This is a genomic window from Sphaerimonospora sp. CA-214678, from assembly GCF_050942215.1.
Taxonomy (GTDB): Bacteria; Actinomycetota; Actinomycetes; order Streptosporangiales; family Streptosporangiaceae; genus Sphaerimonospora.
The window spans coordinates 5,609,424-5,625,320 of record NZ_CP192056.1 but is presented as its reverse complement, the minus strand read 5'-3'; the positions used below and the strand labels follow the sequence as shown (position 1 = coordinate 5,625,320).

Below are 15,897 nucleotides of genomic sequence, written 5' to 3'. Positions count from 1 at the left end.
TTCGTGATCGCCGGTGTCCCCGGGTTCTCAGAGCACGGCGGGGAGAGGAGGGACGCGCCGGTGATCGCCGCGTGTCCGGTTCCCGGCGTGCCGGGCCCGATGGCGTCTCCCCTGCGCGGTACGCCGACGCGGCGCCGGGGGGCATCGCCGTGCCATCGCGGATAGAGCGTGGCGTGAGCACCGTCGCCGGTGGCCCCTTCCGGCTGCTGTGGGCGGGTCAGACGGTGTCCGTCGTAGGCGACGGAGCGGCGGTGCTGATCGTGCCGCTGGTCGTGTTGAACGCCACGGGCGATCCGCTGCTGGCGGCGCTGGCCGCTGCCCCGCGCACGATCGCCTATCTGCTCGTCGGTCTGCTGGCCGGGCCGCTGGCCGATCGCTGGAACAGCCGCCGGGTGCTCATCGCCTGCGACATACTCAGGGCGGGGCTGTTCGCGCTGATGCCGATGGCCGTCAACCTGCCCAACGGCGCCTTGCTGGTCCTGATCCTGGCCTGCCTGGCCGCTGGGGCGGGCGTCTTCTTCGAGACCTCCCTCGCCAAGGCGATCCAGTCCCTGCTCCGGGACGACGATCTGGTCGCGGGCAACGCCCGCATCGAGATGAGCGGGCAGCTCGGACTCCTGCTGGGGCCGGCACTGACCGGTGCGATCGTCGCTCTCATCGGAGTCGAGAAGACCCTGTGGCTGAACGCGGGAACGTTTCTGGTCTCGGTCGCCACACTGGTGCCGCTGCGGCTGCCTGCCGAGGACGGAACACCCCCCCGCGGCGCGATTCTCCGCGAGATGTTCGAGGGGTTCATGTTCATCCGCTCGAACCGCGTGATCACTTGGCTGGTCACCGTACAGGCCGCGGTGAACTTCGTCGTCGCCGCCGAGACATTGGTGATCTACTACGCCACCGTGGAGCTGAAATCGTCGGCCGCCTGGGTCGGAGTGATCATCGCCGCCGCCGGAGTCGGCGGTGTCGTGGCGACGGCCCTGGCGAACAGGATGGCGAGCCGTTTCGCTCCCGGGCAGCTCATCGGCTGGGCCGTGATCGGCCTCGGCGGGACCCTGGCGGCCTTCGCGCTGTCCTCCCATCCGCTGGTCCTGCTGGTCGCCAACTTCCTGCACGGCGGGATGACGATCTTCGCTTCTGTTCACATCCGGGCCCTGCGACAGCGGCTGGTGCCGCCGGAACTGTTGGGCAGGGTGACGGCCAACGCGCGTATGCTGGCCTTCGTCGCCCATCCGGCCGGTGCCGCGGTCTTCGGCGCACTCGCCGGAGTCGCCGGTCAGGATGCCCGCTGGAGTTTCGCCACCGCGGCACTGCTGAGCCTGGTCAGCGGGGGGCTCGCCTACCGAGGACTGATCGCGGGCAGACCTGGAAGGGCGACGACGTGACGGCACACGACCCCAGGACCCTCCCCCCTGATCTGCCCGAGCCGCCCGATGACGGCGCCTGCGCCCATCTGACCGGGCTCCAGGTGCCCGCCATACCCCTGACCGGCACCGGTGGGCGGCCGCACGATCTCGCCGCCCGATCGAGGGAGGGCTGGGTCGTGGTCTTCGCCTATCCGCGCACCGGCCGGCCGGGGCAGGAGCCGCTGGGCGGGGCGACGGAATGGAACGCGCTCCCGGGCGCGCGGGGATGCACCCCCCAGTGCCTCGCCTACTCCGCCGGCCTGGAGGAGTTCACCGAACTCGGCGTCATGGTCTACGGCCTCAGCACGCAGGACACCGAGTATCAGCGGGAGGCCGTCCGGCGGCTGGGACTCGGCTACGAACTGCTCAGCGACGCCGATCTGGCGCTGACCCGGGCGCTGCGGCTGCCCACATTCGAGGTCGCGGGGCATACGCTGCTGCGCAGGCACACTCTGTTGCTCCGCGACGGGCTCATCCGGCACGTGCGTTACCCGGTCTTCCCGCCCGACCAGGACGCCGTCCGCACCCTGACCTGGCTGCGACGGCTCTAGGTGTCGTCGGATCCTGAAGACTGGCTCTGGCACTGATTCTGTGCGTTGACCCGACTCAGTCGGCAAGGAGGATGCGTTTGCGTAGGAGGTCGGGGTTGGCCCGGCCATACATCTGCCGCTTGAGCATCTTGATGCGGTTGACATGGCCCTCCACCTTCCCCGAGCTGTGAGGCAAGGTCAGGCCGGCTTTGGCGGCGTCGAAGTCGCGGCGTAGTCCTGTGACGAAGGAGTGCAGTTCCGGCAGGTCATCGGCCTGAATCCGCTTCATCCACTGCTCCAGGCCGTCGCCGGTGAGCCGCGTCATCATCTGGGCGAAAGAGCGGACGTGCTCGCGGAGCGCGGCCAGGGCCGGGCAGGCCGCGGTCAAGGTTTGCAGGTGCTGGTGATCGTCGGCCTCGAGGGTGTCGGGGTGGCGGAGGAACCAGCCGGTGGCCTGGCGGACGGTGGGCGGTGGTGGCGGCAGGACGATGGCGATCTGGGATCTCCAGGGCCGGACGTACTCGCGCACCGACCTGCCTGTCCCGCCGTAGCCCATGGCCGTGACCTCCTGGTAGAGCTGCGCGGCGTTGGTGCAGCCCTGCTCCCAGCGCTGCCGCAGGTAGCCGGCGTACTCCTCGATCATCTTGGGGCGTTTGCCGGTGCCGTTGTGCACGAGCAACTCCTCGGGATCGCTCGCGCGGGCGAAGCGGCGGACGGTATTGCGGGCCAAGTTCAGCTCGCGGGCGATCGCGCGCAGGTCACGGCCTTGCGTGAGCAATTGATGAACGAGGGCATACCGCCGGCGGGTCCGCTCGGCCAGACGGTCCGACCGCGGCTCGCAGGGAGCGAGCTCGCCTGCAGATGGGGTGGTGACCGGCGCCGATGCGGGCACCTCGCCCGGTGAGGTGGCGACCACCAGGTCTCGTAAGTGGGCCCGGTGCTTGGTGACGGTCCGCTCGACGGCCTCGCCGAGGTTTCTCCACATGTGCCACCGGTCGGCGACCTGGATCGCCTGCGGGGCACCGCGGGCGGCGCCGTCGGCATAGCAGCCGGCCCTGTCCCGGCAGATGATCTCCACGTCGGGGTGCTTGCTCAGCCAGGCGGCCAGCGCATCTGATGAGCGTTCGGGTAGCACGTCAACCGGCTGGCTGGTGGCGATGTCGATCAGGATCGTGCCGTAGGTGTGACCGCGGCGCAGGGCGAAGTCGTCCACGCCCAGCACCTGGGGTCCATCGCCGGGTTTGGGGTCGGGCAGGGATCGGATCAGCCGGATCAGCGTCATCCGGTTGACCGCGGTGGCCAGGCGGTGGGTGAGTCGGGCGCCGGCCCGGCCGCCCAAGGCCAGTGCGATCGTCTGCAGCAGCGTGCGGAGCGGGACGCTGTAGCGGCCGTAGCGGACGGTCAGCCCGGTCACCTGCTCAGCGAAGGTCTTTCTGCCGCAGTCGTCGTTCTCACACCGAAACCGCCGTACCCGCAGGTGAAGCACTATCTCCTGGCCGCCGACCGCGGTGTCGCACACCCGCCGCTCGTAGCTGCTGTGCACGCGTTGGGAAACCGTCCCGCACCGTGAGCACGCTGCTTGCGATGTGCGGGTTCTGGCCCGGATCCGTACCGACCTGCCGGACCGGTACACCTGGTCGATCTCCAAGTCGGCCAGGTGGGGGAAGAGAACCGCGAGCAACTCCGAGATCGACACCCGACATGATCACCACCACCGGCAGTCCTCCGCCGGAAGATCACGAAATTAGTGCCAGAGCCTCTTCAGGCTCTGGCACTGATTCTGTGCGTTGACCCGACTCAGTCGGCAAGGAGGATGCGTTTGCGTAGGAGGTCGGGGTTGGCCCGGCCATACATCTGCCGCTTGAGCATCTTGATGCGGTTGACATGGCCCTCCACCTTCCCCGAGCTGTGAGGCAAGATCAGGCCGGCTTTGGCGGCGTCGAAGTCGCGGCGTAGTCCTGTGACGAAGGAGTGCAGTTCCGGCAGGTCATCGGCCTGAATCCGCTTCATCCACTGCTCCAGGCCGTCGCCGGTGAGCCGCGTCATCATCTGGGCGAAAGAGCGGACGTGCTCGCGGACCGCGGCCAGGGCCGGGCAGGCCGCGGTCAAGGTTTGCAGGTGCTGGTGATCGTCGGCCTCGAGGGTGTCGGGGTGGCGGAGGAACCAGCCGGTGGCCTGGCGGACGGTGGGCGGTGGTGGCGGCAGGACGATGGCGATCTGGGATCTCCAGGGCCGGACGTACTCGCGCACCGACCTGCCTGTCCCGCCGTAGCCCATGGCCGTGACCTCCTGGTAGAGCTGCGCGGCGTTGGTGCAGCCCTGCTCCCAGCGCTGCCGCAGGTAGCCGGCGTACTCCTCGATCATCTTGGGGCGTTTGCCGGTGCCGTTGTGCACGAGCAACTCCTCGGGATCGCTCGCGCGGGCGAAGCGGCGGACGGTATTGCGGGCCAAGTTCAGCTCGCGGGCGATCGCGCGCAGGTCACGGCCTTGCGTGAGCAATTGATGAACGAGGGCATACCGCCGGCGGGTCCGCTCGGCCAGACGGTCCGACCGCGGCTCGCAGGGAGCGAGCTCGCCTGCAGATGGGGTGGTGACCGGCGCCGATGCGGGCACCTCGCCCGGTGAGGTGGCGACCACCAGGTCTCGTAAGTGGGCCCGGTGCTTGGTGACGGTCCGCTCGACGGCCTCGCCGAGGTTTCTCCACATGTGCCACCGGTCGGCGACCTGGATCGCCTGCGGGGCACCGCGGGCGGCGCCGTCGGCATAGCAGCCGGCCCTGTCCCGGCAGATGATCTCCACGTCGGGGTGCTTGCTCAGCCAGGCGGCCAGCGCATCTGATGAGCGTTCGGGTAGCACGTCAACCGGCTGGCTGGTGGCGATGTCGATCAGGATCGTGCCGTAGGTGTGACCGCGGCGCAGGGCGAAGTCGTCCACGCCCAGCACCTGGGGTCCATCGCCGGGTTTGGGGTCGGGCAGGGATCGGATCAGCCGGATCAGCGTCATCCGGTTGACCGCGGTGGCCAGGCGGTGGGTGAGTCGGGCGCCGGCCCGGCCGCCCAAGGCCAGTGCGATCGTCTGCAGCAGCGTGCGGAGCGGGACGCTGTAGCGGCCGTAGCGGACGGTCAGCCCGGTCACCTGCTCAGCGAAGGTCTTTCTGCCGCAGTCGTCGTTCTCACACCGAAACCGCCGTACCCGCAGGTGAAGCACTATCTCCTGGCCGCCGACCGCGGTGTCGCACACCCGCCGCTCGTAGCTGCTGTGCACGCGTTGGGAAACCGTCCCGCACCGTGAGCACGCTGCTTGCGATGTGCGGGTTCTGGCCCGGATCCGTACCGACCTGCCGGACCGGTACACCTGGTCGATCTCCAAGTCGGCCAGGTGGGGGAAGAGAACCGCGAGCAACTCCGAGATCGACACCCGACATGATCACCACCACCGGCAGTCCTCCGCCGGAAGATCACGAAATTAGTGCCAGAGCCAGTATCGGGAGTCCGTCGACACTAGGGCCCCTGCCGCCGGCCTTCGCCCCGCCGCGCGAACCCCGGCGGTCGCGGCCCCAGGTCCGTGGACCCTGTCGATCTACTGCGGTCGCCTCGGCATGGACATGGTGGAGGTGGCGCCGGTGGGCGGTGCCGTACGTCATGGGCGATTCACACCCGGCGGACCTGCCCGTCACGGCGGATGAGAACTATCGTGACCGGTATGGAAAATCCTCCTCAGCATAGGGACTCCCAGCCGGCGCGCCTGCGCGCTTCGGACAACGACAGGGACCAGGTCTCGGCCGTCCTCGGCGAAGCGCTGAGCACCGGCCAGCTGACCCACGAGGAGTACTCCGAGCGCCTGGACAGGCTCTATCAGGCCAAGACCATGGGGGAGCTCGAGGTCCTCACCCACGACCTACAGGTCGACCGGCCCCGTCCGGCCGCGAGCCCGGTGTCCTATGCGCCTGGCGCGAGCTCGGAGCCCGAGAACATCGTCGCCGTCTTCGGCGGCGCCGAGCGCAAGGGCCGCTGGCGGGTACGGCGGCGGACCAAGGCCTTCGCCCTCTTCGGCGGTCTGCGGTTCGACCTGACCGAGGCCCGGTTCGAGGCCAAGGAGGTCGAGATCACGGTCAACGCGGTCTTCGGCGGGGCCGAGATCATCCTGCCCGAGGGGGTGGAGGTGCGCTGCAACGGAGTCGGCGTCTTCGGCGGCTTCGACGTGCAGAGTCCCCCGGACGTCGACCCGTCGGCGCCGGTGATCGTGGTGAAGGGGCTGGCGCTGTTCGGCGGCGTCAGCGGCAGGGTCCGGCGCCGACGCGAACGCTGAGCGACGCGCCTGGAACGCCATCGTCGCTGTTCGATCCCGGCCGCGGCCGGCGACGGCCTCGGCGATGACGACCCGTCGCCGGGCGGCCCGCCGCCTGTGTGCTCGAGATCATACTTACGAGTAACCTACGGAAGCGTAACCTAGAGGTCATGACGTCGGTCCATCCAATGCGCCTGCGACCCGTGGACATCGGCAAGCCCCGGATGCGGGGCTGGTTGCACACCTACGCCTCCGGAATCGCGGCCGTATGCGGCATCGTCCTGTGCTCGCTCGCCGCCGCCCGGCCCGGCTGGTCCCCCTTCCTCGGCTGCCTCGTCTACAGCCTGAGCGTGTGCGCCCTGTTCGGTACCAGCGCGCTCTACCATCGCCGGGTCTGGTCGGAGTGGGGCTATCGGCTGATGCGCCGGCTCGACCATTCCATGATCTTCATCTTCATCGCCGGGACCTACACGCCGATCAGCGTTCTGCTGCTGCCCGGCGACCTGCGGCAGATCATCCTGATGGTGGTCTGGGGCGGTGCCCTCCTGGGCGTGGGCATGAAGATGATCACCCCGAACGCCCCCCGGTGGCTGTCCACCCCCGTCTACATCGCCCTCGGCTGGGTGGCCGTGATCGCGCTGCCCGACATCCTGCACAGGGGCGGGGTGACCGTGCTCGTGCTGGCCCTCGTCGGCGGCGCCCTGTACACCCTGGGCGCGGTTTTCTACGCCATGCGCAAGCCGAACCCGTGGCCGACCGTCTTCGGCCATCACGAGTTCTTCCACGCCTGCACGCTCCTGGCTGCGCTCTGTCACCACATCGCCATCTACTTCGCGCTCTACTCCTGAGGCGGATCCGTCCACCTTCCCCTCGCGAGAGGGTGCCGACGGCCTGCGACGGCATCGGACCGGCGCTGACCATGCCGGCATGTCCGTCCCGCCGGGATGCCCTCCCGACCGGCACATGTCAGTTGGGCGATTTGCATCTATATTTCCTAGTTGGGGCTAGTCGGGGGATTGCATTCGTCGTCGATGCACGGGGATGGTGCGACGGAGGAAGCTGGTAATGGGCGTTGCCCGCGAGGAAGAAACGAGTGGCCTTCCGCTGGAGGTGTTCGACCTGTCGCCGGTCGGGGTGCTGGTCACCGCCGGAAGGGAACATCGCCTGGTGTACCTGAACGACGCCCTGCGTGCGATGTTCGGTGACCGCCCGCTCGGGACGCCCGTCCGCGAGGCGTTCAGCAATCTCCTGCAGCAGGACTCCCTTTCGCTGTTCGACCGTGTCCTGGAGACGGGCGAGGCCGTACGGCGCGATCAGGCCTCCGCGAGGGTGGCCTGCCCCTCGGGCGGATCACAGGAGCGCTTCTTCCACTACAGCCTCGCGAAGGTTCCTCTTCCCGGCGGGGAGAGCGGAGTGCTGCAAGTGATCGTGGAGGTCACGGAACAGTTCGTCGCCACCAGGCGGATGCGCACCCTGGCCCGGGAGCAGCGCCGTCTCCTGCGCCGATACCAGAGCCTGATATGGGTGAACGCGCATACGGTGTGGGTCAGCGACCCCAGCGGCAGGTTCAGAGAGGTGAGCCCGGACTGGAAGAAGATGACCGGGCAGACACGGGAGGAGTACCGCGGCTACGGATGGCTGCAGGTCGTACATCCCGAGGATCGCACGTCGATCACGGATACCTGGCTCCGGGCCGCTGAAGAGGTCCCCCCGCTGATCGAACAGGTCTTCCGCGTACGCGTCCTCGACGGCACCTACCGGCACTTCCGGCTGCGAGCCGTACCCGTGTGCAAGGACGGCGCCGTGGTCGAGTGGGTGGGCGCCTCCACCGATATCGAACAGGAGTGGCAGGAGGAGCGGTGCAGAAGGCTGCTCGAGCGTGCCGCCGCCGCCGTGGCGGACATCTCCGATCTGGAGGAGATGTTCCAGGCGCTGGCCGATGTGATCGTCCCCGAACTCGCCGACGCCTGCCACATCCATCTGCTCCCCGAGCTCGCCGGCGGACTGTCCGACCTGTTCGTCACCGAGCGCATCGCCACCGCCGTACGCGCCGGACTGCCGAGAATGCAGCGGCGGCAGAAGGCGCATCACCCCTCCGAGGGTGAGTTCATGCGCGCCGTACGGCAGCGCCGGCCCGGCTATGTGTCCTTTCCCCCGGGAGAGCCGCCGCCTGGCTACGACGCAAAGGCCAGGGTGTGGATGGCCGAGACCGAGGCGCACAGCCAGGCGATCATCCCGCTCGTCGTTCAAGGCGAGGTGGCGGCGGTGGTGGTCGCCACCGCCTGCGGGGATCGGCCGTCGATCGATCCGGGCGATGTCGAGCTCATGGGGCAGATCCTCGATCACACGCACGACGCCCTCGGCAGGGCCCTGCGGTTCCGGCGCACCCAACGGGTGGCGCTCGCCCTGCAGCACAGCCTGCTGGCGGAGCCGCCGCATGTCCCGGGCATGGAGATCGCCGCCCGCTACCAGGCGAGCCCGGCCGCCGCTGAGATCGGCGGGGACTGGTACGACGCGTTCACGCTGCCCAGCGGTGCCGTGGAAGTGGCCATCGGAGACGTGGCCGGGCATGACCTGGCCGCCGCCGTCTGGATGAGCCAGGTGCGGAACATGGTCCGGGCGCTGGCCGTCGACCGTGACGAGCCCCCGGGAGACATCCTGCATCGCCTGGACACCGCCCTCGAGGCCTTGAACGGTGAGACGATCACCGTGACCTGCGTGCTGGGGCGACTCGAAGCGGCCGGGGACGGCGCGTGGCGCCTGACCTACGCGGTGGCCGGACATCTGCCGCCGTTGCTGGTCACGCACGACGGCGACAGCCGCTTCCTGCGTGAGGCGGACAACCCGCTCCTCGGTCTGGTGCTCCACGATCGGCCATGGACCAGCGCCGTAGTGCCGCTGCCCCCCGCCAGCACGCTGCTGCTCTACACCGACGGGCTCGTCGAGCAGAGGGAAGAGGATCTCGATCGGGGCCTGGACCGGCTGCGGCGGTACGCCGAGTCGCTCGCCGGCGAACCCCTGAGCGGGTTCTGTGACGGACTGCTCACCAGCATGCCCATGACGGGGGAGGACGACGTGGCGCTGATCGCACTGCGGGTGCCCCCCATCGGCTGACGATTCGCCCACGATGGCTCTCGCCGGCCGCCGTGCGCGTCGGCTTCCGCTCGTCCCTTTCGGATTTTTATCCAAGTACCGTTGTAAAAACAAGTAGGATGGGGGAAAGTCGAGCCCAGGGAAAACGATCGCGAGGCATCGGCGCCCCGGTACGGCATGACACCGCCGGCGCGACACCGATGGCGACGTCGGCAGAAGGAGATCACGTGGCGGAGAGTGGAACATTGTCGTCGGCGCTGGAGCGCGAACACCGCGAGATCGACGAGGGGATCGAAGCATTCGTCGCCGGCCTGGCCGAGGGCGGCGAGGACACCACGCCGCTGAAGCGCGCGCTCGAGGGGCTGCGCCGCCACATCTACCTCGAAGAGGAGTTCCTGTTCCCGCCGTTGCGTGAGGCGGGCATGATGGCACCGATCTTCGTCATGCTGCGCGAGCACGGCGGACTCTGGCAGGCGATGGATCGCCTGGACGCGGAGATCGGCAAGGGCGTCGCGGCCGATGCGGTGCGGGAGCAGTGCACCGAGCTGCTCAACCTGCTCGAACAGCACAACTCCAAGGAAGAGCCCATCATCTATCCGCAGGCCGACGCGGTGCTGACGCCCGAGGCGACCGATCATCTCCAGAAATTCCTCGCGTCCGGTCGTATTCCCGAGGGCTGGGTGTGCCGGCGAGCGAACGCCTGACCGCTTCCTCCGCTCTGTGCGCGGCCGGCGCCGAAGCGGCCACACCCGGCCGGCTGATCAAGCCGGCCTGCGGCGGCCGCGCCGGTGCATGATGGGCTCGGCCGGGCGCCTGCCCGCCCCTGCGGCGTTCGGCCTGCGCCAGGCCTGCCTCGGCGCTGTGAGACTCGCGAGCCGTTCGCGGCCGTCTTCAGGCGGCGATGGCGGCGTGCATCTCCCACACCAGGATCTCGGCCGGCTCGGCGGCGGTGACCCTCTGACCGCCGGTGGCGGTGAAGCGTACGGCGTCACCGGTGCCCAGCGTGCCCGCGCCCTCGAGGTCGACCGTACCTCGCGGCACGAACAGGTGCAGGAACGGCGCCTCGGGCAGTTGTACGCTCTGCCCGGCCCGCAGGCGGGCCGCGTACAGCGCGGCGTAGCGGTTCTTGATCCGGATGGCGGCGGCCCCGTCGTGCTCGGCCATGCCGGAGGCGACCGGCACCAGCCCTCCGCCGAGAAGCTCGGCGTCGATCTCCAGTTGCTCGTAACCGGGGGTAATGCCCGTCTCGTCGGGCACCACCCACATCTGCACGAAATGCACCGGCTCGTCGTGGACGTCACCGCCAAGGCGCCAGGAGTCGTTCTTCTCCGAGTGCAGGATGCCGGTGCCGGCGCTCATCCGCTGGGCCAGGCCCGGGTAGATGACGCCGTTGTGCCCCTCGGAGTCCTGGTGGACCAGGGAACCCTGCAGCACCCAGGTGACGATCTCCATGTCACGGTGCGGGTGGGTGTCGAAGCCGGTCCCCGCACGTACGACGTCGTCGTTGTTGACCAACAGCAGTCCGTGGTGGGTGTTGGCGGCGTCGTAATGGTGGCCGAAGGAGAAGGAGTGCTTGGAGTCCAGCCAGTGGATCCCGGTGACGAAGCGTTCACCGGCGCGGCGGACATCGATGCGTGGTGCGAGGGACAGGGTGGTCATGTCGGGTTCCCTTTCGTGACGGTGACGGCGTCGGGATGGTGACCGGGTGTCCGCGACGCCGTTCGGGCGCCCTCAAGCGTTCTTGATCGCGGAGACCTCGAACTCCAGGACGATCTTGTCGCTGATCAGGAAGCCGCCGGTCTCCAGCGCGGCGTTCCAGGACACGCCGTAGTCCTTGCGGTTGATCGCCACCGAGCCCTCGAACCCGAGCCGGGTGTTGCCGAACGGGTCGGCGGAGGCGCCCTCGAAGGTGAAGGGGATGGTGATCGTGTTGGTGACGCCTCTGATGGTGAGGTCGCCCGTGAGGTCGAAGCTCTCGTCGCCGGTCATCCGGAAGCCGGTGGAGACGAACGTGATCTGCGGGTGCTCCTCCATCGCCAGGAAGTCGTTGCTCCGCAGGTGCTCGTCGCGCTGGTTGTTGCGGGTGTTGATACCGGCCGCCTGGATGGTCACGCGCACGGCGGTGGCGGCGGGGTTCGCGGCGTCGAAGGCGACCGTGCCGTCGAAGTCGTCGAACGTGCCGCGGACCTTGGTGACCATCGCGTGGCGGGCCACGAAGCCGATCTGGGTGTGTGCCGGGTCGATGGTGTAGGTGCCGGTGTACGCGGTCAGGTCGAGGCCGGTGGTGGCGGTCATGTCGATACCTCCGAGAAAGAAGATGACGTGTCATTCACTATCTCCAACGTACATGACACATCATCGATCCGCAACTGGATGATGCATCATGTAGATCGGGTAGAATGGGGGGCATGAACGCTCCCCGATGGCTCGACGACGACCAGCAGCGTGCTTGGCGGGCCTATCTGCGCATGCAGGCAGGGCTGAGCGCCGCGCTGAACCGGCAACTGCAGGCGGCCTCCGGCCTGTCGCTGGCCGACTACGACGTGCTGGTCCACCTCACCGACACGCCCGGCGGGCGCCTGCGCCCCTATGAGATGCAACGCGCGCTGGACTGGGAGCAGAGCCGCCTGTCGCACCACCTGAGCCGGATGCAGCGCCGCGGCCTGGTCGAACGCCAGGAATGCGCCGACGACGGCCGCGGCGCGTTCATCGTGCTCACCGAGGCCGGCCGCAGCGCCATCGAGACCGCCGCGCCCGACCATGTCGAAACCGTCCGGCGGCTGTTCTTCGACCAGCTCACCCCCGAGCAGGTCGCCACACTCGAAGAGCTCTCCACCCGGGTCCTGGCCCGGCTCGACGGCGCCGACCGGTAGCGGAGGAACTCGCCGCGTCGCTGCTTGGTGAACAGGCGACTGTGCTCGTCGCGGACCTGGTCGGCGAGACCGTCGACGTCCAGGTCCATGGCGTTGTGCAGGTAAGCGACCCCGTGTACGGCGTCCGGCCTGTCGTTGAGCACTCTGAAAAAGCCGCGCGTGTACTCGCAGTATCGGCGGACCTGTTCGGCGGGATTGAGTCTCTCACCCCCCGGCATGCCGTCCACGATGACCAGATGCTCGCCCAGCTCGGAGGGCTCGGCGCGGCTCCACTGCTTGAGTTCGACCACGATGTACGAGTCATCGCCGGTACGCGGATGCACTCCGGCGAGGACGACGTCGATGCGCTTGCTGGTCAGCGGAAGCTTGTACTCCACGAGCATCTCGACCTGGTGTGGCCCGGCGTCGGCCATATCGCGTGCGAGGGCCGGGAGGCTGCGTTGCCAGGACTTGATCTCGGCGGGGGAGGGGTGGTGCCCACTGGCGGTGCGCACGCGCTCGGCGATCACCCCCGCCGGGGCGGCCTCGTTGGGAGAGGCGAGCAGGTTCTCGACAGACAGCCGCAGCGCCGTCACGGATTGCTCCCCAGGTAGCACGAGAGAACTCGTGCGGTGGGGGCCTGTCCGCTCCGGCCGAAGCCGTACGATCGCGAAGCCCGTCGGGCCGCATCACATGGTCGCCGAAAGAGTAGCGAGGGCGCCTCTTCTTGGGAACCGGCCAGCGGATGGATCTCGCTGTTGGACCGGGGCGGAGTTGTAGTGCCAAGCCCAGCGGTCATCCGGCGGGGCGGACGGCATAGTCGCCCAGAGAGGGTTCCAGGAGGCCGAAGGCGGTGTCGATATAGCGGGTGAGAACCGCCGCGATCTCCGCGTCACCCTGCCCCGCGATGGTACGGCGGAGTGTCTCGCCGAACAGCAGCCGGTGGACGCCACCGAGCTGGGCGGCGGCCACCCGGGGCATGATGTCGTCGAGCCCGGCGCCGGTCTCCATGGCGAGCGCGTCGGCCAGGGCCTTCTCGCGCTCGTCGTGGAATTCCCGTAGCCGGGCGATCAGGGCCGGGCTGGCGTCGATCATCCGGGCGAACGCGGGGCCGGAGAAGCCGATGACCGGGTCGTGCTCGGCGACCGCGGCCAGGTAGGCGCGGCGGAGCGAGGCCAGGGCGGATTCGCCGGGCGCCCTTCGTCGGACGGTCCGGGCCAGAGACTGCACGAACTCCTCGCCCAGATCGAAGACCAGGTCCTCCTTGCGCGGAAAGTAGTTCGTGACCGTCATCTTGGCCACCTGCGCGGCCTCCGCCACATCGGCGATCGTCACCTTGTCGAAGCCGTGCTCCAGGAACAGCCGCGTGGCGCGGTTGGAGATGTTCTCCCTGGTCTGCTGCTTCTTCAGCTCTCTGAGTCCCATCTTCCGCGTGCTCACGCACCCACCTTGCTTCGGCTCAGCCTAAATATAGCTTTGACATATTACTAGGTTGATTCTAAGTTCGGGTCCGTGCCTGCCGACCCACACTGACGCGACCACGGAAGGACAGGCCATTGACCACTGCCGCCCGCCACCCGAAGGGGGTCATCGACATCGACTCGGTGCAGGACCACCGCCCGCGGATCGGGCGCACCCCGCTGCTCACCGCCGAGCAGGAGGTGGAACCGGGCCGGCGCATCGAGGCCGGCAGGCTCGCCGGGAGCGTCTCGCCGTCGGGGTGCGACGGGCCGTCCGAGCGGCGCGAGCTGGAACGGCCCGCCGCCGACGGCCGAGATGCCAGGGATCACATGGTCGAGGCCGACCTGCGGCCGGTCGTCTCGATCGCCCGGCGGTACGCCGCCGCTTGTACGGCCTGGCCGTACCGCCGCCGCCCCACACCCTGGACGAGATCGGCCGGACCTTCGGGGTGACCCCGGGAACGCATCCGCCAGATCGAAGCCGAAGGCATGCACAAGCCGCGTGAGCCCGCTCACGCCCGCGTCCTGGCCGACCCCCTCGCCTGACTCCCCTACGAAAGGACGCCCGCTTTGATTCCCGACCCGATGACCGTGCATCCGCTGCCCGCCCACGAGCGGGTGGTCTTCCTCAAACCGCTGGTCGGCTCCCCGAACATCGAGGTGGGCGAGTACACCTACTACGACGACCCCGACGGCGCGACCGGCTTCGAGCACCGCAATGTGCTGTACGCCTATGGGCAGGAGAAGCTGATCATCGGCAAGTACTGCGCCATCGCCTCCGGCACCCGCTTCCTGATGGCCGGCGCCGACCACCCGACGATGGGCGTGTCCACCTTCCCGTTCACCATGTTCGGCGGCGAGTGGGCCGAACGCACCCTCGACATCGTCACCGGCATGCCCAGTCGCGGCGACACCGTGATCGGCAACGACGTCTGGTTCGGCTACCAGGCCACGGTCATGCCCGGGGTGACCGTCGGCGACGGCGCCATCATCGCGACCGGCGCCGTGGTCACCGCCGACGTCCCGCCCTACACCATCGTCGGCGGAAACCCGGCCAAGCCCATCCGCCGCCGCTTCGATGACGCCGACATCGAACGATTGTTGCGGGCCGCCTGGTGGGACTGGCCCACCGAGCTGGTGACCGAGCACGCCCGCACCATCATGGCCGGCACCCCGGCCGACATCGCCCGCATCGCCGCCGGACACCGACTGGAGAAGAGCCGTTGATCGGCGTGACCATCGAAGAGTACGCCGTGGCCGACCGCGACGCCGGGCCGCACGCCATCACCACCGGCACCGACGGCATCGCGTGGTTCACCGAGTGGGGCACGGGCCGCGTCGGCTCCATCACCGCCGACGGCACCATCGCGGTACACAACCTGTCCACACCCGGCTGCGAGCCACACGGCATCACCCTCGGCCCCGACGGTGCCCTGCGGACGGCGCTGGAAATCGGCGCGCTGGCCCGCATCGCTCCAGTGCAGCCCCCTTCTTCTGACATCGAGAGGATTTCATGATCCAGCCGACTCCCTTCGAGCCGAGTCCCTTCGAGCCGGGTGCCGAGTTCGACCGGCAGGTCCGTACCCTGATCGACCTCGGCTACCCGGCCATGGCCGGACTCGACGCCGCGCGGTTCGACGCGATGCTCACCCCGCTACGCGAGCTCGTCACACGCTGCGGGCACACGACGTACGATCTGGAGACCGGCCGGGTGCCGTTCCTGCTCGTGCTCACCCGCCAGGTCGCCGCGATCGAACAGACCATGCCACGCACCACCCTGTACGGAAAAGGCAAACCCGGGTTCGTCGATCACTCCTTCGAGCCCGGCGCTCTCGAGCGATTCGTCGCCATCCCCGCGGTCGAGCTCCCCGGCCGGAGCGCGTACCTGCTGTTCGATATCGAGCGCGGCGAGGAGTTCTGCGGCGTCGTCCCCAGCGACGCGATGGACACCATCGCCGCCAGAGGACGCACCCCGCTCACCATCGAGGAAGGCATCGCGCTGATCACCCACTTCCCCCAGGTCCTGGTCAAGAACAAATGCTTCTCCCTCGGCGGCTCCCGCTCCGGCGACCGCCGGGTCCCCGCCATCTGGATCAGCCAGAACGCCCCCAAACTCGGCTGGTGCTGGGAAGGAAACCCCCACACCTGGCTCGGCATGGCCTCCGCCGGCACCCGGCGCGTCACCATGTAGACAACACCAGGCGGCACGTTTCACAGGTCCGCGCAAACGGGCAGACGGGTGACACGACCTCCTGGCCGTCGTTACCGAGCTCGC

Annotated in this window: 17 protein-coding genes; 12 read left to right on the top strand and 5 right to left on the bottom strand. The window is 68.8% G+C overall.

Going from position 1 to position 15,897, the window contains the following annotated elements; all coding sequences use genetic code 11:
* Positions 1–173: 173 nt before the first annotated feature.
* Both ACQP1K_RS25110 and ACQP1K_RS25105 read left to right on the top strand, forming a co-directional pair.
* Positions 174–1,379: an MFS transporter gene (locus ACQP1K_RS25110; protein WP_433498149.1), complete on the top strand. Its 1,206-nt coding sequence runs from the start codon at positions 174–176 to the stop codon at positions 1,377–1,379.
* Complete coding sequence (locus ACQP1K_RS25105) at positions 1,376–1,951, top strand: redoxin family protein (protein ID WP_433498148.1); 576 nt, start codon at positions 1,376–1,378, stop codon at positions 1,949–1,951. The genes ACQP1K_RS25110 and ACQP1K_RS25105 overlap by 4 nt, the downstream gene beginning before the upstream one ends.
* A gap of 55 nt (positions 1,952–2,006) precedes the next feature.
* Here ACQP1K_RS25105 and ACQP1K_RS25100 read toward each other — a convergent pair whose 3' ends face one another.
* Positions 2,007–3,563: an ISL3 family transposase gene (locus tag ACQP1K_RS25100; RefSeq protein WP_433501642.1), complete on the bottom strand. Its 1,557-nt coding sequence runs from the start codon at positions 3,561–3,563 to the stop codon at positions 2,007–2,009.
* Between the two features lie 164 nt (positions 3,564–3,727).
* Positions 3,728–5,284 carry an ISL3 family transposase gene (locus ACQP1K_RS25095; RefSeq protein ID WP_433501477.1) on the bottom strand — a complete coding sequence of 519 codons (1,557 nt, stop codon included), beginning with the start codon at positions 5,282–5,284 and terminating at the stop codon, positions 3,728–3,730.
* Between the two features lie 348 nt (positions 5,285–5,632).
* Here ACQP1K_RS25095 and ACQP1K_RS25090 point away from each other — a divergent pair, with 348 nt between their 5' ends.
* From ACQP1K_RS25090 to ACQP1K_RS25075, 4 genes are all read left to right on the top strand, one after another.
* On the top strand, positions 5,633–6,238 hold the full coding sequence (locus ACQP1K_RS25090) for a DUF1707 SHOCT-like domain-containing protein (RefSeq protein ID WP_433498147.1): 606 nt from the start codon (positions 5,633–5,635) through the stop codon (positions 6,236–6,238).
* Between the two features lie 149 nt (positions 6,239–6,387).
* Positions 6,388–7,065 carry a PAQR family membrane homeostasis protein TrhA gene (trhA, locus tag ACQP1K_RS25085; protein WP_433498146.1) on the top strand — a complete coding sequence of 226 codons (678 nt, stop codon included), beginning with the start codon at positions 6,388–6,390 and terminating at the stop codon, positions 7,063–7,065.
* A gap of 217 nt (positions 7,066–7,282) precedes the next feature.
* On the top strand, positions 7,283–9,331 hold the full coding sequence (locus ACQP1K_RS25080) for a SpoIIE family protein phosphatase (protein WP_433498145.1): 2,049 nt from the start codon (positions 7,283–7,285) through the stop codon (positions 9,329–9,331).
* Between the two features lie 224 nt (positions 9,332–9,555).
* Entirely contained in the window at positions 9,556–10,014 is a 459-nt protein-coding gene (locus ACQP1K_RS25075) for a hemerythrin domain-containing protein (RefSeq protein WP_433498144.1), read from the top strand.
* 187 nt (positions 10,015–10,201) lie between these two features.
* On the opposite strand, the gene ACQP1K_RS25070 is transcribed toward ACQP1K_RS25075, so the two are convergent.
* Complete coding sequence (locus ACQP1K_RS25070; RefSeq protein ID WP_433498143.1) at positions 10,202–10,969, bottom strand: pirin family protein; 768 nt, start codon at positions 10,967–10,969, stop codon at positions 10,202–10,204.
* A gap of 72 nt (positions 10,970–11,041) precedes the next feature.
* On the bottom strand, positions 11,042–11,605 hold the full coding sequence (locus ACQP1K_RS25065) for a YceI family protein (RefSeq protein WP_433498142.1): 564 nt from the start codon (positions 11,603–11,605) through the stop codon (positions 11,042–11,044).
* A 113-nt stretch (positions 11,606–11,718) separates the two neighbouring features.
* Between ACQP1K_RS25065 and ACQP1K_RS25060 the strand changes: the two genes are divergently transcribed.
* Together ACQP1K_RS25060 and ACQP1K_RS25055 are read left to right on the top strand one after the other, a co-directional pair.
* Positions 11,719–12,183 carry a MarR family winged helix-turn-helix transcriptional regulator gene (locus ACQP1K_RS25060; protein WP_433498141.1) on the top strand — a complete coding sequence of 155 codons (465 nt, stop codon included), beginning with the start codon at positions 11,719–11,721 and terminating at the stop codon, positions 12,181–12,183.
* 41 nt (positions 12,184–12,224) lie between these two features.
* The gene (locus tag ACQP1K_RS25055; protein WP_433498140.1) at positions 12,225–12,776 is read left to right on the top strand and encodes a hypothetical protein; all 552 of its coding nucleotides are present in this window, start codon (positions 12,225–12,227) and stop codon (positions 12,774–12,776) included.
* A gap of 181 nt (positions 12,777–12,957) precedes the next feature.
* On the opposite strand, the gene ACQP1K_RS25050 is transcribed toward ACQP1K_RS25055, so the two are convergent.
* On the bottom strand, positions 12,958–13,602 hold the full coding sequence (locus ACQP1K_RS25050; protein WP_433498139.1) for a TetR/AcrR family transcriptional regulator: 645 nt from the start codon (positions 13,600–13,602) through the stop codon (positions 12,958–12,960).
* Positions 13,603–13,718: 116 nt separating this feature from the next.
* Here ACQP1K_RS25050 and ACQP1K_RS25045 point away from each other — a divergent pair, with 116 nt between their 5' ends.
* The 4 genes from ACQP1K_RS25045 to ACQP1K_RS25030 all read left to right on the top strand — a co-directional run bounded on the left by ACQP1K_RS25045 (position 13,719) and on the right by ACQP1K_RS25030 (position 15,813).
* Positions 13,719–14,075, top strand: coding sequence for a sigma-70 factor domain-containing protein (locus tag ACQP1K_RS25045; protein ID WP_433498138.1), 357 nt, complete (start codon positions 13,719–13,721; stop codon positions 14,073–14,075).
* A gap of 132 nt (positions 14,076–14,207) precedes the next feature.
* Positions 14,208–14,849, top strand: coding sequence for a CatB-related O-acetyltransferase (locus tag ACQP1K_RS25040; protein ID WP_433501641.1), 642 nt, complete (start codon positions 14,208–14,210; stop codon positions 14,847–14,849).
* Between the two features lie 5 nt (positions 14,850–14,854).
* Positions 14,855–15,139, top strand: coding sequence for a virginiamycin B lyase family protein (locus ACQP1K_RS25035; protein WP_433501640.1), 285 nt, complete (start codon positions 14,855–14,857; stop codon positions 15,137–15,139).
* The gene (locus ACQP1K_RS25030; protein WP_433498137.1) at positions 15,136–15,813 is read left to right on the top strand and encodes a DUF5701 family protein; all 678 of its coding nucleotides are present in this window, start codon (positions 15,136–15,138) and stop codon (positions 15,811–15,813) included. The genes ACQP1K_RS25035 and ACQP1K_RS25030 overlap by 4 nt, the downstream gene beginning before the upstream one ends.
* Positions 15,814–15,897: the final 84 nt, after the last annotated feature.